Origin of the sequence: Phytohabitans houttuyneae, from assembly GCF_011764425.1 — a bacterium.
Lineage (GTDB): Bacteria > Actinomycetota > Actinomycetes > Mycobacteriales > Micromonosporaceae > Phytohabitans > Phytohabitans houttuyneae.
In genome coordinates, this window is record NZ_BLPF01000001.1 from 3,624,847 (window position 1) to 3,649,859 (window position 25,013).

A 25,013-nucleotide genomic window follows, 5' to 3' on the forward strand; every position below is an offset into this window, starting at 1 on the left:
TCAGACCTCCCGCAGCGGCTGGTAGCCGGCGAACATCTCGGCGTGCAGCTTTTCCCGTGCCCACTGCGCCGCGCCGGCGGCCGCGGTGACGGCGGCCTGGATCGACTGGGACAGCTCCGCGCCGCTGCGCCCGCTCAGCGTGCCGGTGATGCGCACGTCGGTGATGGCGCCGGCGGCGGTCACGACGAGCTCGACCAGCCCGTCCGGCGAATGGACGGTCACCGTAAGACGGCGGGCAGCCTCGTCGAACTCCGCTTGAAGCGCTTCGATGCGGCGATAGCGCTCGACGGCCTCCTCGATCCAGCCCTCGTCGATCTGACGACCCATAAATGCAGGCCCTTTCACCGGACGTGGCAACCCGACCTCAGACCGTACCGGCCGAGGGGTGCGGCTCGCTGCCCCGCAGACGCGTTATTTAGCCGCAGGTCCGAGCCCTTGATCGGTAAAAGGAGGCGGCGAATCACCCTCGCCAGAGAGCGAGCATCATCGACTCGACGGCAATTCTCGGCTTTACGTTGGCCTCGATCGCGTCGCGGCAGGCCAGAATCGCCTCCAGCCGCCGCAGCGTGCTTTCCGCCGTCCACCGCTCGGCGGCGGCCGACGCGAGAGGCGCGGTGTCGGTGTGTACCGGCGCGACCGGCGCACCCATCTTGACCGCCAGCACGTCGCGGTAGAAGCCGGCCAGGTCGACAAGCGCACGGTCGAGCGCGTCGCGCTGGGCTCGGGTGGCCCGCGACTTCTGGCGACGTTCGAGGTCTTTGAGCTGGCCCGCGGCGCCCCGGATCGCGCCGGCCGCCCCCCGACCGGTGCCACCCGCGCCGAGTGCCGTCTCCAATGCGGACCGCTCGGCCGCGTCACTCTCGGCCACCGCCGCCTCGGCCTCCGCCTCGGCCGCCTCGATCAGCGCGGACGCCGCGTCGAAGCAGGCGCCGACGCCGGTCAGCCGCCGCGGGACGGCCAGCACCGCCTCCCGCCGCTTGCGCGCCTCCGGGTCGCGGGCCAGGCGCTTTGCCCGCCCCACGTGACCCTGCGCCGCGGCGGCCGCCCACTCGGCCACGTCCGCGGCCACGCCGTCGCGGGAGGCCAGCACCGTCGCGACCGCCTCGGCCGAGGGCTGGCCCAGTGGGACGACCCTGCAGCGCGAACGGATCGTCACCGAGATGTCATCCGGGTGGGTCGAGGGTGTGCACAGCAGGAAGACCGTGCGCGGCGGCGGCTCTTCGATGGCTTTGAGCAGCGCGTTGCCGGCCGCCTCGGTGAGCCGGTCGGCGTCTTCGATCACGAGCACCTGCCACCGGCCGCCGGACGGGGTGCTCGCCGCGCGCAACACCAGCGCGCGCATCTCGCCGACGCCGATCGAGAGCCCTTCCGGCACCACGAGCCGCACATCAGCGTGAGTGCCGGACAGTGTGGTGTGGCAGCCGTGGCAGTCGCCGCAACCCGTGCCGTACGCACACTGGAGTGCTGCGGCGAACGCCCGCGCGGCCACCGAACGCCCCGAGCCGGGCGGGCCGGTGAAGATCCAGGCGTGCGTCATACCGCCGCCCGACCCTCCACTGAGGACCGCGGCGCCGGCCTCCGCCGCGCGGCGCAGCGTCTCCACGGCCTCGTCCTGCCCGACAAGGTCGCCGAACACGTCCGTCATAGCGCCCGCCGTTCAAGGTCGGCTTCCGCGATCGTGTTGAGCGCGTCTGTGACCTCGTGTTCCGGCGGCTGCTCGGGGAGGATCTCGGCGACCCGCTCCACCACGGCGGCGGTGATCTCCTCGGGCGCGTGGGTGGCGTCCAGCACCAGGTACCGCTTCGGGTCGGCGGCGGCCAGGTCGAGGAAGGCGTACCGCACGCGCTCGTGGAAGGCCACCGACTCGCTTTCCAGCCGGTCGGCGGTGCCGCGCCGGGCGGCGCGTCCCAACCCCACCTCCGGGGGTACGTCCAGCAGCACCACAAGATCGGGGCGGAGCCCGCCGGTGGCCCAGGAGGAGAGCCAGGAGACCTCGTCGACCGGGAGCGTGCGGCCGGCACCTTGGTACGCGAGGGAGGAGTCGACGTAGCGGTCACTGATCACCACCGCCCCGCGGGAGAGCGCGGGGCGCACGACAGTGGCCACGTGATCGGCGCGGTCGGCGGCGTAGAGCAGTGCCTCGGCGCGGGGCGAGAGGTTGGACTGCTTGCCGAGCACGAGGCTGCGGATCCGCTGCCCCACCTCGGTCGCGCCTGGCTCGCGGGTCACCACGACCTCGCGGCGCTCCGCCCGCAGCGCGTCGGCCAGCGCGTTGACCTGCGTGGACTTGCCGGCACCCTCGCCGCCCTCGAAGACGACGAACGTGCCCCGCCCGACCACCTTCTCCCCCGCCGAGAGCGGGCGGCCGCGGATCGATCCCCAGAGGTCGGGCAGCACGGGCACGCCCGGCTTGTCGTCCATCTGCCGGAAGGCGCTGATGCCGGTGAAGATGCCGAACAGGCCGGCCGCGAGCAGCAGCAGGCGGGTCGAGGAGATCGAGATGCCCAGGTCGGCGATGGTGATCTCGCGCGAGCCGCCGAGGCCGACCAGGCTGGACGAGAGCGCGATCGCCAGCATCAGCACGACCCGCACGGCGGTCTGCACGAACGCGAAGACCCGCCCGCGCACCTCGTCGCCGACCTCGCCGCCGAGCAGCGTGACGCCGGACAGGAATGCCATGCCCGCGCCCGCGCCCACCAGCAGCGCGCCGAACACCGCCATCGTGAGGTGGATGGCGCCGGCCAGCAGCAGCACGGAGCCGCCGGCCAGCACGATGCTCATGCCGAACCAGCGCCGCCGGGACAGGTCGCGCACCACGGCGGGCCCGAGCGCGATGCCCACGCCCAGGCCGACGAAGAGGGTGCCGAAGAGCAGGTAGAAGGCGGCGTCGCCGGCGTTGAGCGAGCGGGCGAAGAACTGGGCGGTGCCGATGACGATGCCGCCGCCGGCGAAGGCGCCGAGGATGCCGAAGACGAGCCCCGCACGAGCGGGGTGCGGCCCACGTACTTCCAGCCCTCCAGGAACTGCCGCAGCATGCTCTGCCCGTGCTCCTTGGCAAAGTGCGCGCGGCCGCTGATCTCCTTGATGCCGAAGTACACGACGAGGGCCATGGCCAGGCGGGAGAGCGCGTTGAAGTAGAGCGCCAGGTTGGACGCCTCGGCCCACTCCGGTGGCGTCGTGTTGCCCGAGCGCACGATGCGGTCGAGCGCGGCGATGCCGAGGCCGGCGAGGACCGGCGTGACGCCGTACGTCGTGATGAGCGTGAGCTGGTTGGCGATCTCGAGCCGGGAGCGGGGGATCAGGTTGGGGACCGCCGCCTCCTTGGCCGGGATCCACAGCAGCGTGATTGTCTCGATCAGGAAGGTGGCGATGGCCGCCCAGCCGATGGTGACGCCCGCGTTTTCGGAGAAGAGCGCCACGATCGGGATCGACGCGAACAACACGAACCGCAGCAGGTCACAGATGACCATCGTGTACCGCCGGTCGAAGCGGTCGGCCATCACGCCCGCGACCGGGCCGAGCACCAGCGCGGGGAGCAGGCGCACCGCGATCACCGAGCCGAACGCGAGGCCCTTGGCGGCGTCGCCGGAGACCTGCGCGGACGCGAAGGTGGCGGTGGCGAGCAGACCCAGCCAGTCGCCGAGCGAGGCCACGCCGGTGACCATCCAGAGCCGGCGGAAGGGCCGGATCCGCAGCACCGAGCGGAGCGCACCGAAACCGGACAGCTCGACCTGGGCCGACGACGAGCTCTTCGCCGACGAGCCTGTGCGGCCGCTGCCGCTACCGCTTTCGTCGCGGGGTTTCGCGTCGATGGCCCTTGTCCCTCCGCCTGCTGTCACTCGCTGACACTCTAAACGCGCCGCCTGACCCCCTCGTAGCGCGCTCGACAGAGTGATTGATACGCGAAGGAGTTTCGCTTTAAGCCTCTGAACGGTTAGCGTGCTCCTGTGACGACGACCACCCGCGACGCGCTCCGCGAACGCCTGGACAAGGCCACCGCGGATCTCGACCCGCCGTTCGCGATCGTCGATCTCGCCGCCTTCGACGCGAACGCGCGCGCCCTCACCCGCCGCGCCGCCGGAAAGCCGCTCCGCGTGGCGAGCAAGTCGGTCCGCAGCCGCGCCCTGCTCGAGCGCGCGCTGGCCACGCCCGGCTGGCAGGGCGTCATGTCGTACACGCTGGCCGAGGCGATCTGGCTGGTCCGCTCCGGGATGACACACGACGCGCTGGTGGCTTACCCGACCGCCGACCGCGCCGCCCTGCGCGAGCTGGCCACCGACCCCGGCCTCGCCGCCTCGGTCACCCTCATGGTCGACGGCCCCGAGCAGCTCGACCTGGTCGACGCCGTCGCGGCACCCGGCCACCGCGCCGAGCTGCGGGTCTGCCTCGACATCGACGGATCCTGGCGCCCGCTCGGCCTGCACATCGGCGTGCGCCGCTCGCCCCTGCACACGGCCGCCGCGGTGGGCAAGGTGGCCCGGGAGATCGCGACCCGTCGCGGGTTTCGGCTGGTGGGGCTGATGGCGTACGACGCGCAGATCGCCGGCCTCGGCGACGCGCCGCCCCGTGAGACCTTGCGCGGGCTCGCGATCCGGCTGATGCAGCACCGCTCGTACCGCGACCTGCTGCACCGCCGCAGAGCCGCGCTGGCCGCGGCGCGAGAGCACGCGGACGTGGAGTTCTTCAACAGCGGCGGTACGGGCAGCGTCGCCGCCACCGCCGCCGACCCGGCCGTGACCGAGGTGACCGCGGGCTCCGGGCTGTACGGGCCGGCGCTCTTCGACGCGTACCGGGCGTGGCGCCCCGAGCCGGCGGCGTTCTTCGCGCTCGCGGTGGTCCGCCGCCCGGCCAACGACTACGTGACCGTCTCCGGCGGCGGCTGGATCGCCTCCGGACAGACCCACGCCAGCCGCCAGCCGCTGCCGTGGCTGCCGGCGGGGCTGCGACTGCTGGGCCCGGAAGGAGCCGGTGAGGTGCAGACCCCGCTGCGCGGCCCGGCGGCCGGCGAGCTGCGGGTGGGCGATCGCGTGTGGTTTCGTCATGCCAAGGCCGGTGAGCTCTGTGAGCACGTCAACGAGCTGCATCTCGTCGACGGCGCCGAAGTGGTGGAGACGGTGCCCACCTACCGCGGCGAGGGCCGCGCCTTCCTCTAGCCGGTCACGCGTCGACGTGGCGGTGCAAATACTCCCGGATCAGCGCCTTGGCCTCGCCCAGCACGGTGTCGTCACCGTCCGGGTGGCGGCGGAAGGCCAGCTTGATCAGGGCGTCGGCGGCCTCGACCGCGATCTCCAGCGCGAAGCGCAGGCGCGAGGTGTCGGCCACGCCGAACTGCTCGACCAGCACCTGGGCGACCCGCCCCGCGATGACCGCGTTGTTGTCCCGCTCCTCGTCGAGCAGGTGCACGTCGACCACGTCGCCGAAGTGCAGCGTGCGGAAGCCGGGGACGGAGCGGTGCATCGCGATGTACTCGTCGATGGCCGCGTCGACGCCGTCCCACCAACCGGCGAACGACCCGCCGGCCCAGCTGGTGGCCAGCCGCTCGAGGTAGGCCTCCATGTTGCGGAGCGTGAGCGCCTGGACGATGGCGCGCTTGTCCGGGAAGAACTGGTAGACCGACCCGATCGCGACCTCGGCACGCTCGGCGAGCAACGTCGTCGTGAGCCCCTCGTAGCCCACTTCGTCGACGAGCTCGGCACAGGCGTCGAGCATCCGCTGAACACGCGCCACGCTGCGACCTTGGACCGGGACGCGGCGCAGCGGCCCGGTCGCGACGGTCGCGGTAGATGTCGACACTCGTCGCCACTCCCCTTCGAGGTTTTCGACGGTGAGAACCTTACTCAAGTTAACGAGCGAGACCGGTCCACGGATCGCAGGTGTTTACGCGGAGTGGTTACCGCTGATATGAATGCTACTCACATTAGCTGGAGGTTTGGATGGCCTCGACGACTGCCGCGTGGCGCAACTGGGCCGGCAACCAGCGCACGACACCGGCCACCGTTATACGTCCCACCAGCATCGATGAGGTGACCGCCGCCATACAAGACGCGGCGGCTAGCGGCCGTCGGATCAAGGCGGCCGGCAGTGGGCATTCATTCACCGACATCGCCCTGGCGGATGACATAAGGCTCGACCTCTCGGGTGTGGGATCGACCCTTTCGGTCGACCTCGAATCGAGGGTTGTCAGCGCGCCCGCCGCCATGCCGCTTCGCGCGCTCAACGAGGCGCTCGCCGCGCGGGGCCTCGCCCTGCCCAACCTCGGCGACATCGACGCACAGACGATCGCCGGCGCCATCTCCACCGGCACGCACGGCACCGGCGCCGCGTACGGGTGCCTTTCCACGTTCGTGGCGGGCCTGACGCTGGTCACCGGCACCGGCGAGGTGATCAGGTGCGGCCCGGACGAGCACCCGGAGACTTTCGTTGCCGCGCAGGTCGGGCTCGGCGCGCTCGGCGTCATCACCGAGGTGCGGCTGCGGTGCGTGGACGCGTTCGTGCTGCATGCCGACGAGCGCCCGATGCCGCTTTCCACAGTCCTTTCCGGACTGCCCGAGCACGTCGGCAAGAACGACCACTTCGAGTTCTACTGGCTGCCGTACACCGAGCACACGCTCATCAAGCGCAACAACCGCGTCCCTGCCGACGACCGTCCACTGTCGAAGCTGCGCGCCTGGTGGGACGACGACTTCCTGCAGAACACCGTCCTCGGCGGCCTGTGCCGCGTCGGCCGCCGCGTGCCGGCGCTGGTGCCGACGATCTCCCGCGCGGAGGCGCGCGTGCTGACCCCGCGCGTGTACACGGCCCGCTCCGACGCCGCCTTCGTCAGCCCGCGGCGGGTCCGATTCACCGAGATGGAGTACGCGCTGCCCCGCGCCGCCCTGCCCGAGGCCTTCGCCGGCCTGCGGCGGGTGGTGGAGTCGCTGCCGTTCAAGGTGCTGATCCCGGTCGAGGTGCGCTTCACCGCGCCGGACGACATCTGGCTCTCGCACGGCTACGGCCGCGAGTCCGCCTACATCGCGATCCACCAGTACGTGGGCGTCGAGTACGAGCCGTACTTCCGCGCGTTCGAGCGCGTGGCGCAGGACCTCGGCGGCCGCCCGCACTGGGGCAAGCTCCATTACCTCGACGCGGAGTCGCTGCGGCCCGCGTATGACCACTTCGACGACTTCCTCGCTGTCCGCGACCGCCTGGACCCGCACCGCGTCTTCGCCAACGCCTACACCGACCGCGTGCTCGGCGCCTGACCGGCGGATCTCGGCCCCGGAGGGCGGCCAGCGGGGGTTGGGCCTTCGCGTGCGCGACAGATCGTCTCAGTGCACAGGCCACCGGCAGGGCAGCCTTTCCGGGCGTCTACGCGCCGCTCAGCCCAGCGCAGCACGGTCGTGAGCTGTGGTGGTGGTTGGCCAGTGCCTCCGCACGACCCCGGCGCCCGCTGGTCACCCGCGAGGGTGAGGCCGGCCAAAGTCGGTGACCACCGCGGTTCCAGGCCCTCCGCTTCCCGCGCGGACGGTTTGGCGCGATCACCGGGCACAACCCGCGGACACGATCACCGCGCGGGCCCTCGATCGACGGCGGCGCCGGGCGGGTCGGGCAGATGCGTGCCACGATCGCTCGGCGGCCAGCGGCAACCAAGGAGCCGGGGGCGGTCGGTGGCGGGGCGCGGTCTTGGATCGCGCAGGGTGAGGCCGCGGGAGCAACGGTCCGGACCACCGCGGACATCGCGGTAGCTCAATGGATCCCGGTCTTGGGTCTGGCCTGTCAGCTGGCGAGGCTGGGGTGGCGGCGCTCCCAGTCGCGGCGGACGGACGGTGGCAGCGACAGGCTGCGCCACTCGCGGCGCAGGGTGGGCACGTCGAGCCAGGTGCGCAGCTCGTCATAGGACAGTGCCTCGCGGAGCACGATCTCGTACATCCGGCGGAGCGCGGCGGGACTGTCCAGGTCGAACACGCGATCGGCATGCCAGAACATGCGGTGCGGCAGCCTCACCCGCCCCCTGACCGGCCCGTGGAAGCCGGACAGGCTGTGGATGACGACGGCGCGCTTGTCGGGGAGGTCGCGGTCATACACGCGCCTCATCGTACACGTGTTCGAACTACTCGGAAGCCTTCCGCGCGGCCGCCTTCTTCGGCGCGGCCTTCTTCGCCGCGGTCGTCTTCTTCGCCGCCGTCGCCTTCTTCGCGGTCGTCTTTTTGGCCGCGGTCGCCTTCTTGGCGGCCGTCTTCTTCGCCGGCGCCGCGCCGTCCGCGGCCGCTGTGGCCTTCTTCGCCGCCGCCTTCTTGCGCGGCGTCGCCGGACCCCGCGCCCGCCGGTCGGCCAGCATCTCCGAGGCCTGCTCGATGGTGAGCGACTCCGGAGTCTGGTCACGCCGCAGCGAGGCGTTGGTCTCGCCGTCGGTCACGTACGGCCCGAAGCGCCCGTTTTTGATGGTCAGCTGCTTTTCGGTGAGCGGGTCGACGCCCAGCTCGCGCAGCGGCTCGGCGGCCGCGCGGCGCTGGCGGGTCTTCGGGGCGGCCAGCAGTGCCAGCGCCTCGTCGAGCGTGACCGTGAAGATCTTGTCTTCGTTGTCGAGCGAGCGGAAGTCGTCGCCGCGCTTGACGTACGGCCCGTAGCGGCCGGCCGCGGCGAGGATCTCGTTGCCCTCCGCGTCCTTGCCGACCAGGCGGGGCAGCGTGAGCAGCTTCAGCGCCTCTTCGAGCGTCACCGTGTCCGGCGACTGGGAGCGCAGCAGCGACGCGTTGCGGTCGCCGGTCGACACGTACGGCCCGTAGCGACCGGACTTGAGCACCACCGGCTCGCCGGTCTCCGGGTGCTCGCCAAGCTTGCGCTCACCGCCGCCGCCGAGGAAGAGCTCGTCCACCTTTTCCGGGGTGAGCTCGTCCGGCGCCAGCCCTTCCGGGATGGAGACGCGGTCGTCCCCGCTCTCCGACGGCTCGGCCTCGGGCAGGGTGCGCTGCAGGTACGGCCCGTAGCGGCCGACCCGCACCACCACGTCGCGCCCCTCGTCGTCGCGGAACAGCGGGATGGAGTTGACGCTGCGCGCGTCGATGTCGCCGAGGTTTTCGGTGACCATCTTCTTCAGGCCACCGGAACGGGCGATCGACCCGTCGTCGCCGACCGGCGAGCCGAAGTAGAACGAGGTCAGGAAGTCGATCGCCTGGGCGTCGCCGGACGCGATCTCGTCGAGCTCGTTTTCCATCGCGGCCGTGAAGTTGTAGTCGACGAGCCGCGGGTAGTGCCGCTCCAGCAGCCCCACCACCGCGAACGCGAGGAACGACGGGATGAGCGCCTGGCCGCGCTTGAAGACGTACCCCCGGTCCTGGATCGTCGCCATGATCGACGCGTAGGTCGACGGGCGCCCGATGCCCAGCTCCTCGAGCTGCTTGACCAGCGACGCCTCGGTGTAGCGGGACGGCGGCTGGGTGGTGTGCCCCACCGCGGCCAGCTCCTCGGCGGTGAGCGGCTGGTCCTTGACCAGGGTGGGCAGGCGCCGCTCCTGGTCGTCGGCCTCGGCGTTTTCGTCGTCGGAAGACTCGACGTACGCGCGGAGGAAGCCGGGGTCGGTGATCGTCTTGCCGGTCGCCCCGAAGTCGGCCTCTTCACCGGCGGTCGAGACGGCGCGGATGCGCACCGAGACGGAGGAGCCGACCGCGTCGGTCATCTGGGACGCGATCGTGCGCCGCCAGATCAGCTCGTAGAGCTTGAACTCCTCAGTGGACAGCTCCTTTGCCACCTCGCCCGGCGTGCGGAAGTTGTCGCCCGCGGGGCGGATCGCCTCGTGCGCCTCCTGGGCGTTTTTGACCTTGCCGGTGTAGCGGCGGGGCTCCGGCGGCACGTTGCGCTCGCCGTACAGCTCGGCGATCTGCCGGCGAGCCGCCGCGAGGGCCGTCTCGGACAGGTTGACCGAGTCGGTACGCATATAGGTGATGTAGCCGTTTTCGTACAGCCGCTGCGCGATCCGCATCGTCTGCTGCGAGGACAGGCGCAGCTTGCGCGCGGCCTCCTGCTGCAGCGTGGAGGTGATGAATGGCGCGTACGGCTTGCGCCGGTACGGCTTTTCCTCCACGCGGGTGACAGTGAATGGCCGCCCGTCGAGGCGAGCGGCCAGGCCACGTGCGCCGTCGGCGTCGAGATGCACGACCCCGGCGCCCGGCTTCACCTTGCCCGTCGTCGGCTCGAAGTCCTTGCCCGTGGCGATGCGGTCGCCATCGAGCGCGATCAGCGTGGCGCCGAACGTGCGGGGGCCTTCGACCTGGCCCTGCACGGCCAGCGTCGCGGCAACGTCCCAGTACTCGGCGGAGCGGAACGCCATGCGGTGCCGCTCGCGCTCGACCACGATGCGCGTGGCGACCGACTGGACCCGGCCCGCCGACAGCCGCGGCATGACCTTCTTCCACAGGACGGGCGAGACCTCGTACCCGTAAAGGCGGTCCAGGATGCGGCGGGCCTCCTGCGCGTCGACCAGGTCTCGGTCGATGTCGCGCGGGCTCGCTATCGCGGCCTGGATGGCCGACCTGGTGATCTCGTGGAAGACCATCCGGCGGACCGGCACCTTGGGCTTGAGCGTCTCGACCAGGTGCCAGGCGATGGCCTCGCCCTCGCGGTCCTCATCGGTCGCGAGGAAGACCTCGTCGACCTCCTTGACCAGCGAGCGGAGCTTGCGGATCTGGTCTCTACGGTCGGGAGACACGACGTACAGGGCGGCGAACCCGTTGTCGACGTCGACGCCGAGCCGGGCCCACGGCTCCTTCTTGTGCGAAGCCGGCACGTCGGCGGCGTTGCGCGGAAGGTCACGCACATGGCCCAGGCTCGCCTCCACGACGTATCCCGGGCCCAGGTAACCCGAGATCGTCTTGGCCTTCGCCGGTGACTCGACGATGACGAGACGGCTGCTGGCGTTGCTCGGCACTTCTCTCCTGACCCTTACTACTGCCACAGGTACAAACTTGAACTCTTGCGTCCGGTACCGAACCGGACGCCAGATGTCCAACGTAACGCGCCGTCGGCCCGGCGGTTGCGCGGACCAGTCGGCGACACCGTACACCGAACTGCAACACGACCGTCGGCCAGCGGCACGCCGTTTACGTCATTTCCCTCGATTAACCAGGCCATTCGGCCGGCGGGGCGGCGGCTGGGCGGTCGCCCACCAACTCGGCCAGACGGCCCAGTCGGCGTCGCCCGGTGATGCGGTACGCCGGACCACCCGCGCGCGGCCCCAGCATCACCCCGGGTAACCCGACGGCGGCGAGCGCGGCACCCACCGGCTCCCAGCAGGGCTCGTCGTCGGCACCCAGGCGTAAGACGTATCCGTGCTGGTCAGGGCCGCCCGCGGCGGCTGCCCAGAGGCGCAAACGAGACCCGTTGAGGTGGAAACCGGACGGTGGGCGCTTGGTGGCGGTCCGTAGCCAAACCGCACCGAGTGCGGCGAGGCTGGTGGCGTACGACGTTCGTACCACTAGCTGTCCCTCGACCGTGGCAAGCTCCCACGAAGCCTGCAGGCCGCGCAGGGCCAGTTCGGCAATCAGCACGTGTACCCGCCATGCGCCGTCGACCTCGATCGAGACTCGAGCGGTGCCGCCCATCCGGACCACCTGCCCCGGCCCGGCGAGCAGGCCGGCGAGGTCGGCGGGGGTGGGGTCGTGCGCCTCCACCCCGAAGAGCGAGAGCTGCCGCCGGGTCGGCTCCTGTGCCCCCGGGGTCAGCGACACTCCGGGACCTCGTCGAAGGCCGCCCGCAGCTCCTCCGAGTCCAGCGAGCTGGTGTCCAGGGCACTCTGATTGAACTCTGTGGTCAGCTTGTTCATGACCGACTCGACGCCGTCGTAGAAGGGGTCGGCGCGCCCCGCGTCCAGCCCTTCGACGCTCTGCCGGGCCCGCCCGTACGCGTCGCGCATCGCGGTCAGGGAGCGGACGAAGCCGCTGGCGACCGCCTCGCCGCCGTCGACGTCCGGCACGCCCGCTTCCTCGACCTTGGAGCGGGCCGTCTCGCTCGCCGACTCGGCGCCACCCAGCAGGCGCACAAGGTTTTCCTTCGCCTGTGCGGGCGTGGTCTTCGCCGTCATCTGCTGCTGGGTGCGGCTGGTCAGCGTGTTTATCTCGGTGCGCCAAGGACTCAGCGCGGTGCACACGTTTGCCGCCCAAGCCCGCGGTGCGGGCCCTCCCCCGCAGCCCCGGCCAGCAGCGCGAACGCCGTCGTGAGTGCGACGAGGACCGCGCGGGGCGTACGCATGCGTTGCAGCGTAGCGGTTTGCGCGAGATCGCTCATCAATGATCCTTTTTCAGCCTGGACAGCGGGGCACTCGTGCTCAGACGGTCCACGGTGACCACCGCGATCACCTCGTCGGGTGGCCGCGCGGCCCGCGAGTGGAGGATCAAAGGATCATGTGAATCAGGGCGCCCCGTGCGGTACGGGACGCCCTGATCACTGCTTGACGGAGAAGGTCAGGCGTTCACCCGCTCGTGCTCCTCGTCGGGCGTGCCGTCACCGGCTTTTCCCGACGCCACACCGGACCCCTCGTCGCCCATCGCGATCGGCTTGCGCTTGCTGAACGCCACCGCCGCCACGATGATGAGCGCCGCCACGATCGCGATCGTGATGCGCAGCGCGTCGTTCTGGTCGTCGCCGATGCTGGCCGACACGATGGCCGGGGCGATCAGGAGCGAGACCAGGTTCATCACCTTGATCAGTGGGTTGATCGCCGGACCGGCGGTGTCCTTGAACGGGTCACCCACCGTGTCGCCGATAACCGTCGCGGCGTGCGCGTCCGAGCCCTTGCCGCCGTGCGCGCCGTCCTCGACGAGCTTCTTGGCGTTGTCCCAGGCGCCGCCCGAGTTGGCCAGGAAGACCGCCATGAGCACGCCGGTACCGATGGCGCCGGCCAGGTACGCGGCGAGCGCGCCGGCACCGAGGCCGAAGCCCACCGCGATCGGGGCCAGGATGGCCAGCAGGCCCGGGGTCAACAGCTCGCGCTGCGCGTCCCGGGTGCAGATGTCGACCACCTTGCCGTACTCCGGGCGCTGGGTGCCGTCCATGATCCCCGGGAACTCGCGGAACTGGCGGCGCACCTCCATCACGACCGCGCCGGCCGAGCGGGACACCGCGTTGATGGCCAGGCCGGAGAAGAGGAACACCACCGCGGCACCGATGATCAGACCCACCAGGTTGCGCGGGTTGGCCACGTTGAGCAGCTCGTCGATCGACATGTCGGAGCCGGCGTCGGCGAGCGAGCCGACCACGGTGTCCTGGTACGAGCCGAAGAGCGCGGTCGCCGCGAGGACGGCCGTCGCGATAGCGATGCCCTTGGTGATCGCCTTGGTGGTGTTGCCGACCGCGTCGAGCTCGGTCAGCGTGCGAGCGCCCTGCTCGTCGATGTCGCCGGACATCTCGGCGATGCCCTGCGCGTTGTCCGAGATCGGGCCGAAGGTGTCCATCGCGACGATCACGCCGACGGTGGTGAGCAGGCCGGTGCCGGCCAGCGCGACCGCGAAGAGCGACAGCGTGATGGAGCCGCCGCCCAGCAGGAACGCGCCGAACACGCCCGCGCCGATCAGCAGCGCGGAGTACACGGCCGACTCGAGGCCGACGCTGATGCCCGCGAGGATGACGGTCGCCGCACCGGTTTCCGAACTCTTGCCGATGTCCCGCACGGGACGGCGGGTGGTCTCGGTGAAGTACCCGGTCAGCGCCTGGATGGCGGCGGCCAGCACGATACCGATCACGACCGCGCCGATCGCGATCCACTGGGGGTTGCCGTCGAGGTCCGGCACGCCGCCGCCGAAGTCGGCGAAGTCGCTCGGCAGGTACGCGAACGAGGCGATTGCCACCAGCACGGCCGCGATGGCCGCCGAGATGTAGAAGGCACGGTTGATCGCGGTCAGGCCGTTACGGTCCGACACGCGCAGGCGGGTGATGAACACGCCGATGATCGCGATGATCGCACCGATACCGGAGACGATCAGCGGGAAGACCAGGCCGTCCTCGCCGAACGCAGCCCGGCCGAGGATGAGCGCCGCGACCAGCGTGACCGCGTACGACTCGAAGAGGTCAGCCGCCATGCCGGCACAGTCACCGACGTTGTCGCCCACGTTGTCGGCGATGGTGGCGGCGTTGCGCGGGTCGTCCTCGGGGATGCCCTGCTCCACCTTGCCGACCAGGTCGGCGCCGACGTCCGCGGCCTTGGTGAAGATGCCGCCGCCGACCCGCATGAACATCGCGAGCAGAGCGGCGCCGAAGCCGAAGCCCTCCAGCACCGTGGGAGCGTCGCCCTTGTACAGCAGCACCACGAGCGCCGCGCCGAAGAGGCCGAGGCCGACGGTGAGGAAGCCGACCACGCCGCCGGTGCGGAAGGCGATTTTCATCGCTTCCTCGCGACCGCCCTCGCTGGCCCGTGCCGCGGCCGCCACCCGCAGGTTGGCGCGCGTCGCCAGAGCCATGCCGGCGCCGCCGATGAACGCGCTGAAGGCCGCGCCCACGACGAAGAACGCCGAACGGCCGATCTTGACGAGCGTCTCGTTGTCACTGTCGCCGTGCACCGGAAGCACGAACAGCAGCACCACCGCCACCACGACAAAGATGCCGAGGGTCCTGAACTGGCGGATCAGGTACGCCGATGCGCCTTCTTGTACGGCGCCGGCGATCTCCTGCATGTTGGTGGTGCCCTTACCGGTCGCCAGCACGGCCCGTACCAGGGCCGCCGCGAAGCCGAGCGCCACCAGGGCGATAACCGCCGCGAGGATGACGTACGTAAGGTTCGTACCGGTGATGGACAGCCCGCCGCTGTCGGCGGCCAAGCTTTCGGACATCTATGTCCTCCTGTGCCGTTGCGATTCCCGCTCAGCCGGCGGACGAACCGGCGGAGCGCCTGCACGCGATTGCGCAATCGAACCCCGGCGCCCGCGCACCAGGGTTCTTGCAGATAACCCGGGTACTGTAACGGCACACCGTGTTGATGGTCACACCGCCCACCGGCTGTGTGACGGTGATATTCGCCGCTGTGTTAGCCGGTTTACTTCCCCACGGGCCAGACCATACGCACTTCTGTGCCGATGCCGACGTCCACGGGGCGCACCTGGAGATCATCGACGAACCCGGCAAGCAGTGCAAATCCGACACCAACGGTGAGGGCCTCGTCGGTGAGCGACTCGTTGGCCAACTCATCCGGCGGGAGGGCGGTCAGGCCGAGCCCGGCCTCGATCGGCGCCCGGTCGATCACCCGAACCGTGTAGCTCAGGTCGTCGCTCATCTCCATCTGCACGAGATCGGGCAGCCCGTACTGCCGGTGCAGCGCCACCGCCCGCGTGCACGCCTCACCGATCGCCAGCCGCACCTCGTCGAGCAGTTCCTCGGCCACGCCGGCGCGCCGCGCCACAGCCACGCCGACCAGCCGCGCCGTACGGACGTGGACCGGGGCCGGCGAGAACGCGAGTCGTACCGTCGACATCACGCCGCGGGGCCGGATGAGTCCGTCGCCGCCTCCACCGACGGGTACAGGGGAAAGACCTGGTCCAGCGCGGTGATGCGGAAGATCTTGAGCAGTGGCTCCTTGTCACAGGCCAGCGCGCATCTGCCGCCCAGCGGCCGCAGCCGACGGTGAGCGCCCACGAGCACGCCGAGGCCGGTGGAGTCGAGGAAGTCGACCCGGTTGAGGTCGACGACGATGCTCCGCGCGCCGCCGTCGATCAGCTCGTTGAGCCGCTCGCGCAGCCGCGGCGCGGTATACACGTCTACCTCGCCACCGACCTCCAGCACCGCGTGCTCGGCGACGGCGCGGGTCGCAAGCGAGAGCTCCATCGGGGCCTCCTTGTACTGCCGCCACTGCGTTCCTCCGGGCATCTAACCATCGACACGACCCGCGCGGTGAGCCACCCGGCCAGCGGGTTCATCTTTCGACACTCTCACCTGCTTGGGTTTTCCGCACACCAGTGCGAGAGTGCATGCCGTGACGACCGTGGCGGAGCCGGCAGAACTCCTGCGCCGACTGCGCCCGGACTCGGTCACACACATCGAGCGGGTGCCCACCCGAGCGGGCGAAACAGTGCCCTGGCCAGCGTGGGTGCCGCCGAGGCTGCGGGAGGCGTTCGCCGCGAGGGGGGTCACGGAGCCGTGGCGGCACCAGGCCGAGGCGGCCAACCACGCGCACGCCGGACGCCACGTCGTCGTCGCCACCGGCACCGCATCGGGCAAGTCGATGGCCTACCAGCTGCCCGCCCTCACCGCGATGCTGGAGGACCCGCGCGCCACCGCCATATATCTGGCACCGACCAAAGCGCTCGCCGCCGACCAGTTGCGCGCCGTCGCCGCGCTCGACATCGACGGGGTACGGCCGGCGTGTTACGACGGCGACACCCCGCGTGAGGAGCGCGAGTGGATCCGGCAGCACTCCCGCTTCGTGCTCACCAACCCGGACATGCTCCACCACGGCATCCTGCCGGGCCACGCGTCGTGGCAGACCTTCCTGCGCCGCCTGCGGTTTGTGGTGGTCGACGAGTGCCACACCTACCGCGGCGTCTTCGGCTCGCACGTCGCGCACGTGCTGCGCCGCCTGCGGCGGGCGGCCGGACGCTACGGCCGTACCCCGTCTTCGTACTGGCCTCGGCCACCTCGGGCGACCCGGCGACATCGGCCAAGCGCCTCACCGGCCTGGTGGTCGAGGCCGTCACCGAGGACGCGTCGCCGCGCGGTGGGGTGACGTTCGCACTGTGGGAGCCGCCGCTCGTCCACTCTTATGAAGAAGGTGGCGACGCCGCGCCGGTGCGGCGCTCCGCACTGCGGGAGAGCGCCGACCTCCTGGCCGACGCCGTCACCAACGGGGTGCGCACGCTGGCGTTCGTCCGCTCCCGCCGCGGCGCCGAGGCCGTGGCCACCATGGCCCGCCGGTCGCTCGACGAGGCGGTGCCGGGGCTGGGAGCGCGGGTCGCCGCTTACCGCGGCGGCTACCTGCGCGAGGAGCGGCGCGAGCTGGAGGCCGCCCTCCACTCCGGCGAGCTGCTCGGCCTGGCGTCCACCAACGCGCTGGAGCTGGGGGTAGACCTCGTCGGCCTGGACGCGGTGGTCATCTGCGGCTGGCCGGGCACCCGCGCGTCGCTGTGGCAGCAGGCCGGGCGCGCGGGGCGCAACGGCCACGAGGCGCTGGCCGTCCTGGTCGCCCGCGACGACCCGCTCGACACCTACCTCGTGCACCACCCCGAGGCGCTCTTCGGCCGCCCGGTCGAGGCGACCGTGCTCGACCCCTCCAACCCCTACGTGCTGGCACCCCAGCTGTGCAGCGCCGCGTACGAGGCGCCACTCACCCGCGCCGACCTCCCGCTTTTCGGCCCCGACGCTGCCGCGGTGCTGGACGAGCTGGTGGCCGACGGCATCCTGCGCCGCCGCCCCAGCGGCTGGTACTGGACCGGCGAGGGCCGCCCGGAAGTCGACCTGCGCGGCACCGGCGGCGTGCCCGTGTGCGTGGTCGAGGCCGCCACCGGCCGCCTGCTGGGCACCGTCGACCCGGCCTCCTCCCATTTCATGGTCCACTCCGGCGCGGTCTACCTGCACCAGGGCGAGTCGTACGTCGTGGACACCCTCGACCTCGACGACGCCGTGGCACTCGTGCACCGCGAGGAGCCCGAGTGGTCCACCCACGCCCGCGACGTCACGTCCCTCTCCGTGGCATCCGTGCGGTCGTATGTGGACGCCGGCCCGGTCGGCCTCTTCTTCGGCGACGTCGACGTCACCAGCCAGGTCGTGTCGTACCAGCGCCGCCGCATCGGCTCCGGCGAGGTGCTCGGCACCTGGCCACTGGACCTGCCGACCCGCGAGCTGCGCACGACCGCGGTGTGGTTCACGCTGTCGCCACAGTCGCTGGAGGCCGCCGGTGTCGAAGACGTGCCAGGTGGCCTGCACGCGGCCGAGCACGCCGCCATCGGCCTGCTGCCCCTGGTCGCCACGTGTGATCGATGGGACATCGGCGGCATCTCCACCGCCGCCCACCCGGACACGGGCGCGCCCACCGTATTCGTGTACGACGGCCATCCCGGCGGCGCGGGCTTCGCCGAACGCGCGTACAAAATCGCCGTGTCGTGGCTCCAGGCCACAAGGGACGCGATCGACGGGTGCGCCTGCGAGACCGGCTGCCCTTCCTGCGTGCAGTCGCCCAAATGCGGAAATGGCAACAACCCCCTCTCCAAACCCGACGCCGTACGTGTCCTGGATGTAGTGCTGACGTCGCTGCCCCGTTAAATCTTGCTCACACGCTTCGACAGTCATGGATGGCTCGGTAGCGTCAAACACGTGGCCAACACGATCGCCGAGACCATAGAGATCCTCTATGGGATCAACCAGGAAACCCTCACCACCGACCAGCAGATCGCCCTAGCCCAGGCCTACGCCGCCTTCGCCCAGGCGGAGCGCCTGGAGATGATCAACCAGCGCCTGTACAGCATCCATCAAATCCTCAACGGCCTGGCCGTACGCGTCACCCAGCCATAGCTATCGGCCGGCGGCCGTTGCGTGCGCGGGCATCCCGGTCCTGCCGGGTCCTTTCACCGTGCCCGGACCGGTCCTGGCTGTGTCCCCTCATCGAGTCCGGACCGGGGCTGCGCGGGCGTCCCCGTCCCGCTCTTCCCTCACCCTGTCCGGACCGGGCCCGCGCGGGCGTCCCCGTCCTGCTCTTGTTTCTCTCACCCTGCCCGGACCGGGCCCGCGCGGGCCGCGGCGTGGGCGGTTCGGGTGAGGCCGGGCAGGGGCGTCACATCTACCTCGACCGTGACCACGAGGTCGAGACTGTCCACTGTGCACGTCGCGAGGCGGCCACCGTTTCTGGAGACCAGCTCGTGCGCGCGGGCGCAGGCGGTGTCCGGGCCTTCGAGGATGCGCATCGCGCCGGCGAGAGCGCCCAGGTCTGCCGCTGTCCGCGCCTCATGCCGCGCGACTCGCGCCGCACCCACGGCCGCGCCAGCCGCACCAAACCCGAGCAGCACGAGCCCGACCGCCAGCACCAGGATGGTCGCCGCTCCACGGTCCGCGCTTTTCCGATTTGCTCTGCCGCTCGCACGTCCATCTACGGCGTCCTCGCTTGGGTTGAGCTCAGGCCCACTCACGGTGTCTCCGACTGGTCTGCATTTCGCATTTCGCGACCTCGCACCGATCCCTGTGCCGGCTGCTCCGATCGTGCGCGTGCCGGCACGACCCCGTCTGGCGTGCACCCACGGGCCTGGCGTCTGGGGTGCTCATGGCGTCGCCCCTGGGGTGCCGGGCTCTATCGCGGCGACCGCCGTCGCGGTGACCGTCGTGCCGGGCAGGCCGCCGCCGACCGCGCGCACCGGGGCTTTCACGGTGGCCACCACCGTGTCGCCGGCCGCCGCGATGGAGATCGTGGCGCCGGCGGGGGCTACGCGCTGTCCCGCCTCGACGCCGCCCTCACCCCGGGCCGCGGCGAGGGCGGCCTCGCGGGCGGCGTCGACGCACTGGGCCTTGGTGGTCACCGCGTTGACCGCGGTCAGCCCGGCGAAGAGCAACAACATCAGGGCCGGCAGCCCGGCCGCCAACTCGGCGGTGAACGACCCCCGGTCGCGGCGTGCTCTCCGATCGCGGCCAGTTTGCCGGTCGCGACCGGGCCGCCGGCCCCGGCTCACCTCAGCGCTCCCTCGATGACGCCGGTGAGCGCTCGAAAGACGCCAGTACTCGTGACCACCTTCAACAGCACGCCGGCGAACGCGACAGCGGCCAGTGTCCCGACGGCGTACTCGGCCGTGTTCATCCCGGCGTCGCCCGCGAGGCGGCGCCTCCGCACCACGATCCCCCTTGCCCGACTCCCCGCAGTCGAGCGATCAGTCTGCGCACACGTATCCCCTCTCTGATCGATCCCCCAACACCCACCGTCTTTGGCGGGCGAAGCCAAGCGTTCCTTTACTGGCGACCGGCGCTCAGAGCACGTCGTGCAGCACCGCGATCAGCACTGGCACCAAGCCGGCCAGGATGAATGCCGGCAGGAAGCACAGGCCCAGTGGCAGCACGATGAGCACGCCCGCGCGGCGGGCGGCCGCCTCGCCGGCCACGGCGTGGTCGGCGCGCAGGTCGTCGGCGAGGCGGGACAGGGCGCCAGCCAGGGCGGCGCCGCTCGCGCTTGAACGGATCGCCGCCTGCGCCATCCGCCCCGCACCGGCGACCGGCGCGATGTGTCCCCACGCCTCCACGGGCTCGGCGCCGAGGCGGAGGGCGCGGGCGACTCTTGCCAGGCGCTCGCCGAGCGGGCCGCCGATCGCCTCGGCCACCGCTGCCGCCGCGTGGTCCACGGGTGCTCCCGCGCGCAGTCCCGCCGCGATCAGGTCGGCGGCGAGCGGCAGGTCGGCCACCTCGCGCAGCCGCCGCGCCCGCGCCTCGGCTGGCTCGAGCCCGCGCAGGAAGCGCTCCAGGATCACCGCCACCACCGCGCCTACCACCAGGCCGGGAAGGCCGCCCACGAACAGCGCGACCGCGAACCCGCCAAGCCCCGCCGCGAGCCGCATCGGGTTGGGCCGCCACGGCCGCCGCACGGTGAGTATGGCGAGCCGTTGCCGCGCGGGTCGCCCGCGCACGCCGACGGCGATGGCTGCGGCCACGAGGCTCGCGACAAGCAGCACTTCCGCCGGTGTCATGCCCCGCTCCCCGCGCTCGTGCGGCCAGCAGCGACCGGCGCGGCGTGTGGTCGGGGGCGTATCCGCGAGCGGGCCGCGGCGCTTTGCTGCGATTCGGCCTTCGCGTCCGGACGCGTGACCCTGGTGGGTGCCGGCTGCCGGTGTGGGCTGCCGACGGAGGCGAGCCGGTCGGCCCAGGCCAGCCCGGCCACCTGGAGAGCTATCGCCGCCACCGCGCACGCCGCTCCGATCGGGGTGTGCAGCAGCACCGCCAGCGGGTCGGCACCGATGGTGTAGCCCAGCCCGATCCCGCCGGCCGGCAGCGCGGCCAGCAGCCACGCCGTCGCCCGCGCGCCGGCTGCTTGCGCCGTGGCGGAGGCACTCGCGCGGTCAGTGGCCCTGGCGTCCGCCTCGATGCGCTCCACCAGGTCGGCGATCGGCGCGCCGGTGCGCTCCGCCAGCCGCCACGCCGCACCGGTGAGCTGAGCCATCCGTTGGTCTTCGACCACGGCTAGACCCGACGCCTCGCCGACCGTGCCGGCCGGCGACACCGCACCGGCCGAGACACCGGCCCGGAGGTCCGCCGCGAGGCCGCAGAGCGCGTCGAGCGAACGCGTGCGCATCGCCACCGCCTCCCGGGTCGAGCGCCGGCGCAGCACCTCCCGCACCGCGATCGCTCCGTATCCACCGGCCACCACACCGGCGACCGGCCCGGCGATCAGCGTGCCGGTGAGCGCCGCGACCGCCACCGCGAGCACCATCGCCCGGCGGCTGGAGAGCGCTTCTAGCCGTGCCCGCAGGCTCCGCGGCGCCGGGGTGAACAGCCTGGCCTCGCGGCCGCGCTGGGGCCAGGCCAGCACGACGGCGGCCGCGGACAGGCAGGCGGCCGCGACCAGCCACTGCGGGCTCACGGCCGGCCGCCTTGGGCGGAGAGCACTGGCGGCACCAGCACCGAACGGTCGAGGAACATCCGAGCCAGCGCCTGTGCCGCCGGCCCCGGCCCGTGCCCCCGCCGCCACGCCGGGAGGACGGTCACGAGCCGCTCGTTGCCGGACGGCAGGAGCACGCAGACGGAGTCGAGGATGCGGCCGCTCCGGGTACGCCGCACGTGCAGCACCGCCTGGAGCGCGGCAGCCGCCTGCGCGTGGAGCGCGGCACGCGGCAGACCACCCAGCAGCCCCAGGGCCTCCAGCCGGGCGGGCACGTCGGCCGGTGAGTTGGCGTGCAGGGTGCCCGCGCCACCCTCATGGCCCGTGTTGAGTGCGGCCAGCAGATCGACCACTTCCGCACCTCGGCACTCGCCCACCACAAGCCGGTCGGGCCGCATACGCAGCGCCTGACGCACGAGGTCGCTGAGGGTCACGACGCCCGCGCCCTCCACATTGGACGTACGCGCCTGGAGGCCGACGACATGCGGATGCACTGGGCGCAGCTCGGCGGCGTCTTCGACAAGCACGATCCGCTCGGTGTGCGGCACCAGTCCGAGCAGCGTGTTGAGGAGCGTCGTCTTGCCGGAGCCGGTGCCGCCGGTCACCAGGTACGCCAAGCGAGCACCCACGATCGCCGCCAGCAGCATCGCGATCGGCTCGGGCACGGTCCCCTGCTCGATGAGCTCGTGGAGCGTGAAGGGCCGCTGCCGGAACGTACGCAACGAAAGGTAAGGCCCCTCGGTCGCCACCGGCGGCAGCACGGCGTGCAGTCGGGTGCCGTCGGGGAGTCGGGCATCCACGCACGGGCTGCCATCGTCAAGCCGTCGCCCACACCCCGCCGCCAGCCGCTGGGCGAGCCGCCGCACCTCGTCCACCCCACCGAGCACAGTGGACACCCGCTGCAAGCCGTCGCCCCGGTCGACCCACACGTCGCGCCCGTTGACGAGGACGTCGGTCACCGTGGGATCGGTCAGGTATGGCGTCAGCGGCCCCGCGCCGACCAGGTCACTGTGCACCTGGCTCGCGAGGCGGAGCACCGCGCTGTCGCCGAGGACCGCGCCGCCGGGCTCACGGCGCACCGCCGACACCACCGCGGACGGGGTGGCCTCGACACCCTCGACGGCGAAGCGACGGCGCACCCGGCTCGCGAGGTCGACCTGCCCGCTCATGCCGCGGCCTCGACGGACGCACCGGTCAGCTCCGCCACCAGGCGCTGGCACAGCGTGGCGAGCGGGCCACGCCCCTTTGACGTGGGCGCCACACCGTGCTCGAGGCTGCGGGACAGCGCGGGCTCCGGACGCAGCGTGCCGGCCAGCGGCATGTGGAGCGAGTCGGCGATGTCGCGGGCCCGGAGGCGGCCGGGTGTGGGACCGCGCACAATCAGCGCCACGTCGGCGCAATGCAGGCGGGTGAGCGTGGCGATCCGGCCGGCGGCGGCTGCGGCCCGGATCTCGGCGGGCACCACCAGGAAGACCCGGTCGGCCGCCTGCAACGCCACCACCGCAGCGTCGTCAAACTGCCTCGGCAGATCGACCACCACCAGGTCGCAGGCTCGCCGGCCGGCATCCATCGTCGCGGCCATCGCCTCGGGCGGGAGGCCGACCAGCTCGCCACGATCCCACGAGAGCACCACCAGCCCGCCGCGGTGCGGCAGGGCCCCCACCAGCGCGGTCGCGTCGATCCGCCCGTCGGCCTGGCTGAGCGCGGGCCACCGCAACCCTTCGAGGTCTTCCCAGCCGAGCACCAGGTCGAGCCCGCCGCCGAGCGGGTCCGCGTCGACGAGGAGGGTGCGCAGGCCGGCACGCTTTGCCGTCACGGCGAGGCCGCTGGCCAGCACGCTCGCCCCCGCACCACCCCGCCCGCCGACCACGCCCAGCACCCGGCCGTGGCCAAGGCTGGGGAGCCTCTCGGCGAACCGCTCCACCAGCCAACCCTCGGCCGCCGGCAGCATCGCCATGTGCTCGGCACCCAGTGCCTCGGCGAGCTGCCAAGGGTCGTCCGGGTGCGACGAGGAGCGGCCGACGAGGACGACGCGTGGACGGCGTGGCATGGCCGCACGCAGCGCGGCATGGGCCTGATCCATGCCCAGGAGAACCAGTGGCGCGCCCGGATATCGAGGCCGGGCGGCGGCGGGGTCCGGCGCGACCTCGAGCTCACAGCCGCCGGCGGCCGCCAGGCGGAGGAGGTCTTCGAGCAGGTCGCTGTCGGCGGTGACCAGCAGTGGCAGGCGGCGAGCGGTGGGCAAGGACTGCAGTGGCATTCGCTGCTCCTACGGCGATGGCGGGACTGCCAATACCGTCCTCGCCGGAGCGCGCCGGCCCAATACACCAAGATCGATCTGTGGACAACGCGAGCACCTGTGGAAAACGCCCGAAAAGCAAGTCGATCTGCTAAGCGAGAGCGCGCGAAATGTCGGTACCGTGGGCGGGTGTTGGGGGGTTTGGTCCCGGTCCGGCCGTTTGAGGCGCGCGTGCCGTCACCGATCTCGCAGGTCCTCGACGAACGGCTCGCACCCTCCGGTGTGCGGCTCCACCTCAAGCGCGACGACCTGATCCACCCCGAGATTCCGGGTAACAAGTGGCGCAAGCTGAAGTACAACCTCGCCGCCGCGCGAGAGCGGGGACACCGGACGCTGCTTACGTTCGGCGGCGCACACTCCAACCACATCCGCGCGGTCGCCGCCGCCGGCCACTACTTCGGCTTTGCCACCATCGGGGTCATCCGTGGCGAAGAGCACCTGCCGCTCAACCCGACCCTGGCCTACGCCACCGGTCGCGGCATGCGCCTGCACTACCTGGACCGCACGACGTATCGGGCGAAGACGTCGCCACAGGTCATCGCGGGGCTGCGGCGCACGCTGGGGACTTTTACCTGGTACCGGAAGGCGGCAGCAACGCCCTCGCCCTGCGCGGCTGTGCCGAGCTGCCCGGGGAGATCCCGTTCGCGTTCGACCACATCTGCTGCCCCACGGGCACGGGCGGCACGCTCGCCGGCATCGCGCTCGGCCTGGCCGGCGAGCAGCGGGCGATCGGGTTTTCGGCGCTCAAGGGCGGCGCGTTCCTGGCTGGCGGGGTGCGGCGGCTCCAGGCGGAGTACGGCCGGGTGACCGACAACTGGTCGGTGGAGACCGACCACCACTTCGGCGGCTACGCGCGCCGCAACGCCGAGCTGGACGACTTCGCCCGCGACTTCGAGGAACGGCACGCGATGCCACTGGACTGGGTGTATGTGGCGAAGATGCTGTACGGCGTCTTCGCGCTGGTGCGGGCCGGCCGCTTTCCGCCCGGCAGCGTGGTGGTCGCCGTCATCACCGGCAGCGGACAGTTCGAAGATCCACATAGGCCGGCGCATGCCATCTGAGCTGGGCGTTAAGCGCTTCCATAAAGAGGACGACCCCCGCCGGGGGAGGCGGGGTCGTCTGGGGTCCGGCTCCGGGGGGGTCGAGCCGAAACCCACTCAGCGGTCACGGGGGTGCAACCGCCGAGAGCTTTCACGG

The 25,013-nt window shown here is 71.7% G+C and carries 20 protein-coding genes and 3 pseudogenes; 5 read left to right on the forward strand and 18 right to left on the reverse strand.

The genetic code is table 11. From position 1 onward, the window contains the following. The 3 genes and pseudogenes from Phou_RS16180 to tmk form a co-directional block, all read right to left on the reverse strand. Positions 1-327, reverse strand: coding sequence for a YbaB/EbfC family nucleoid-associated protein (locus Phou_RS16180; RefSeq protein ID WP_173056790.1), 327 nt, complete (start codon positions 325-327; stop codon positions 1-3). 133 nt (positions 328-460) lie between these two features. Then, a complete protein-coding gene (locus tag Phou_RS16185) occupies positions 461-1,645 on the reverse strand; it encodes a DNA polymerase III subunit delta' (RefSeq protein ID WP_173056791.1) in 1,185 nt (394 codons plus the stop codon). After that, a pseudogene (tmk, locus tag Phou_RS16190) lies at positions 1,642-3,665 on the reverse strand (dTMP kinase). Before tmk ends, Phou_RS16185 begins: the two are co-directional and overlap by 4 nt. Positions 3,666-3,947: 282 nt before the next feature. On the opposite strand from tmk, the gene Phou_RS16195 reads away from it, so the two are divergent. Next, the gene (locus tag Phou_RS16195) at positions 3,948-5,153 is read left to right on the forward strand and encodes an amino acid deaminase/aldolase (protein WP_173056792.1); all 1,206 of its coding nucleotides are present in this window, start codon (positions 3,948-3,950) and stop codon (positions 5,151-5,153) included. Between the two features lie 4 nt (positions 5,154-5,157). Here the strand turns inward: Phou_RS16195 and Phou_RS16200 are convergent, their stop codons facing one another. Next, the gene (locus tag Phou_RS16200) at positions 5,158-5,709 is read right to left on the reverse strand and encodes a TetR/AcrR family transcriptional regulator (protein ID WP_173058441.1); all 552 of its coding nucleotides are present in this window, start codon (positions 5,707-5,709) and stop codon (positions 5,158-5,160) included. A gap of 224 nt (positions 5,710-5,933) precedes the next feature. On the opposite strand from Phou_RS16200, the gene Phou_RS16205 reads away from it, so the two are divergent. Further along, positions 5,934-7,241, forward strand: a complete 1,308-nt coding sequence (locus Phou_RS16205; protein ID WP_173056793.1) for a D-arabinono-1,4-lactone oxidase — start codon at positions 5,934-5,936, stop codon at positions 7,239-7,241. A gap of 514 nt (positions 7,242-7,755) precedes the next feature. Here Phou_RS16205 and Phou_RS16210 read toward each other — a convergent pair. From Phou_RS16210 to Phou_RS16240, 7 genes and pseudogenes are all read right to left on the reverse strand, one after another. Then, on the reverse strand, positions 7,756-8,064 hold the full coding sequence (locus tag Phou_RS16210) for a hypothetical protein (RefSeq protein ID WP_246273584.1): 309 nt from the start codon (positions 8,062-8,064) through the stop codon (positions 7,756-7,758). 25 nt (positions 8,065-8,089) lie between these two features. Further along, the gene (gene topA, locus Phou_RS16215; RefSeq protein WP_173056795.1) at positions 8,090-10,903 is read right to left on the reverse strand and encodes a type I DNA topoisomerase; all 2,814 of its coding nucleotides are present in this window, start codon (positions 10,901-10,903) and stop codon (positions 8,090-8,092) included. Positions 10,904-11,093: 190 nt separating this feature from the next. Continuing rightward, positions 11,094-11,702: a hypothetical protein gene (locus Phou_RS16220; protein WP_173056796.1), complete on the reverse strand. Its 609-nt coding sequence runs from the start codon at positions 11,700-11,702 to the stop codon at positions 11,094-11,096. Next, positions 11,693-12,222 (reverse strand): annotated as a pseudogene (locus Phou_RS16225) (hypothetical protein). Before Phou_RS16225 ends, Phou_RS16220 begins: the two are co-directional and overlap by 10 nt. Before the next feature lie 212 nt (positions 12,223-12,434). Further along, complete coding sequence (locus tag Phou_RS16230) at positions 12,435-14,795, reverse strand: sodium-translocating pyrophosphatase (protein ID WP_173056797.1); 2,361 nt, start codon at positions 14,793-14,795, stop codon at positions 12,435-12,437. Between the two features lie 203 nt (positions 14,796-14,998). Next, positions 14,999-15,436: an ATP-binding protein gene (locus tag Phou_RS16235; protein WP_173056798.1), complete on the reverse strand. Its 438-nt coding sequence runs from the start codon at positions 15,434-15,436 to the stop codon at positions 14,999-15,001. Next, positions 15,433-15,783, reverse strand: a complete 351-nt coding sequence (locus Phou_RS16240) for an STAS domain-containing protein (RefSeq protein ID WP_173056799.1) — start codon at positions 15,781-15,783, stop codon at positions 15,433-15,435. Before Phou_RS16240 ends, Phou_RS16235 begins: the two co-directional genes overlap by 4 nt. Before the next feature lie 112 nt (positions 15,784-15,895). On the opposite strand from Phou_RS16240, the pseudogene Phou_RS16245 reads away from it, so the two are divergent. Beyond that, positions 15,896-18,213 (forward strand): annotated as a pseudogene (locus Phou_RS16245) (DEAD/DEAH box helicase). A 51-nt stretch (positions 18,214-18,264) separates the two neighbouring features. Further along, positions 18,265-18,462, forward strand: a complete 198-nt coding sequence (locus Phou_RS16250; RefSeq protein WP_173056800.1) for a hypothetical protein — start codon at positions 18,265-18,267, stop codon at positions 18,460-18,462. Positions 18,463-18,653: 191 nt separating this feature from the next. Here the strand turns inward: Phou_RS16250 and Phou_RS16255 are convergent, their stop codons facing one another. The 7 genes from Phou_RS16255 to ssd all read right to left on the reverse strand — a co-directional run bounded on the left by Phou_RS16255 (position 18,654) and on the right by ssd (position 23,777). Further along, positions 18,654-19,073 carry an Rv3654c family TadE-like protein gene (locus Phou_RS16255; RefSeq protein WP_173056801.1) on the reverse strand — a complete coding sequence of 140 codons (420 nt, stop codon included), beginning with the start codon at positions 19,071-19,073 and terminating at the stop codon, positions 18,654-18,656. 129 nt (positions 19,074-19,202) lie between these two features. Next, the gene (locus tag Phou_RS16260; RefSeq protein ID WP_173056802.1) at positions 19,203-19,607 is read right to left on the reverse strand and encodes a TadE family type IV pilus minor pilin; all 405 of its coding nucleotides are present in this window, start codon (positions 19,605-19,607) and stop codon (positions 19,203-19,205) included. After that, positions 19,604-19,732: a DUF4244 domain-containing protein gene (locus Phou_RS16265; RefSeq protein ID WP_345509627.1), complete on the reverse strand. Its 129-nt coding sequence runs from the start codon at positions 19,730-19,732 to the stop codon at positions 19,604-19,606. The genes Phou_RS16260 and Phou_RS16265 overlap by 4 nt, the downstream gene beginning before the upstream one ends. Positions 19,733-19,898: 166 nt before the next feature. Next, positions 19,899-20,480, reverse strand: a complete 582-nt coding sequence (locus Phou_RS16270; protein WP_246273792.1) for a type II secretion system F family protein — start codon at positions 20,478-20,480, stop codon at positions 19,899-19,901. Positions 20,481-20,605: 125 nt separating this feature from the next. Further along, entirely contained in the window at positions 20,606-21,499 is an 894-nt protein-coding gene (locus Phou_RS50615) for a type II secretion system F family protein (protein WP_178134966.1), read from the reverse strand. Further along, positions 21,496-22,686, reverse strand: coding sequence for a TadA family conjugal transfer-associated ATPase (locus Phou_RS16280; RefSeq protein ID WP_173056804.1), 1,191 nt, complete (start codon positions 22,684-22,686; stop codon positions 21,496-21,498). The genes Phou_RS50615 and Phou_RS16280 overlap by 4 nt, the downstream gene beginning before the upstream one ends. Then, positions 22,683-23,777 carry a septum site-determining protein Ssd gene (ssd, locus tag Phou_RS16285; protein WP_173056805.1) on the reverse strand — a complete coding sequence of 365 codons (1,095 nt, stop codon included), beginning with the start codon at positions 23,775-23,777 and terminating at the stop codon, positions 22,683-22,685. Before ssd ends, Phou_RS16280 begins: the two co-directional genes overlap by 4 nt. Positions 23,778-24,094: 317 nt before the next feature. Here ssd and Phou_RS55505 point away from each other — a divergent pair, with 317 nt between their 5' ends. Next, positions 24,095-24,877: a 1-aminocyclopropane-1-carboxylate deaminase/D-cysteine desulfhydrase gene (locus tag Phou_RS55505; protein WP_371872129.1), complete on the forward strand. Its 783-nt coding sequence runs from the start codon at positions 24,095-24,097 to the stop codon at positions 24,875-24,877. The last annotated feature ends 136 nt before the right edge of the window (positions 24,878-25,013 follow it).

What these genes read in the sequence shown, in the direction of transcription:
- Phou_RS16180 (WP_173056790.1), bottom strand. Translation starts at nt 327, where the DNA reads ATGGGTCGTCAGATCGACGAGGGCTGGATCGAGGAGGCCGTCGAGCGC.
- Phou_RS16185 (WP_173056791.1), bottom strand. Translation starts at nt 1,645, where the DNA reads ATGACGGACGTGTTCGGCGACCTTGTCGGGCAGGACGAGGCCGTGGAG.
- Phou_RS16200 (WP_173058441.1), bottom strand. Translation starts at nt 5,709, where the DNA reads ATGCTCGACGCCTGTGCCGAGCTCGTCGACGAAGTGGGCTACGAGGGG.
- Phou_RS16205 (WP_173056793.1), top strand. Translation starts at nt 5,934, where the DNA reads ATGGCCTCGACGACTGCCGCGTGGCGCAACTGGGCCGGCAACCAGCGC.
- Phou_RS16230 (WP_173056797.1), bottom strand. Translation starts at nt 14,795, where the DNA reads ATGTCCGAAAGCTTGGCCGCCGACAGCGGCGGGCTGTCCATCACCGGT.
- Phou_RS16240 (WP_173056799.1), bottom strand. Translation starts at nt 15,783, where the DNA reads ATGGAGCTCTCGCTTGCGACCCGCGCCGTCGCCGAGCACGCGGTGCTG.
- Phou_RS16265 (WP_345509627.1), bottom strand. Translation starts at nt 19,732, where the DNA reads ATGAACACGGCCGAGTACGCCGTCGGGACACTGGCCGCTGTCGCGTTC.
- Phou_RS16270 (WP_246273792.1), bottom strand. Translation starts at nt 20,480, where the DNA reads ATGCGGCTCGCGGCGGGGCTTGGCGGGTTCGCGGTCGCGCTGTTCGTG.
- Phou_RS16280 (WP_173056804.1), bottom strand. Translation starts at nt 22,686, where the DNA reads ATGAGCGGGCAGGTCGACCTCGCGAGCCGGGTGCGCCGTCGCTTCGCC.
- ssd (WP_173056805.1), bottom strand. Translation starts at nt 23,777, where the DNA reads ATGCCACTGCAGTCCTTGCCCACCGCTCGCCGCCTGCCACTGCTGGTC.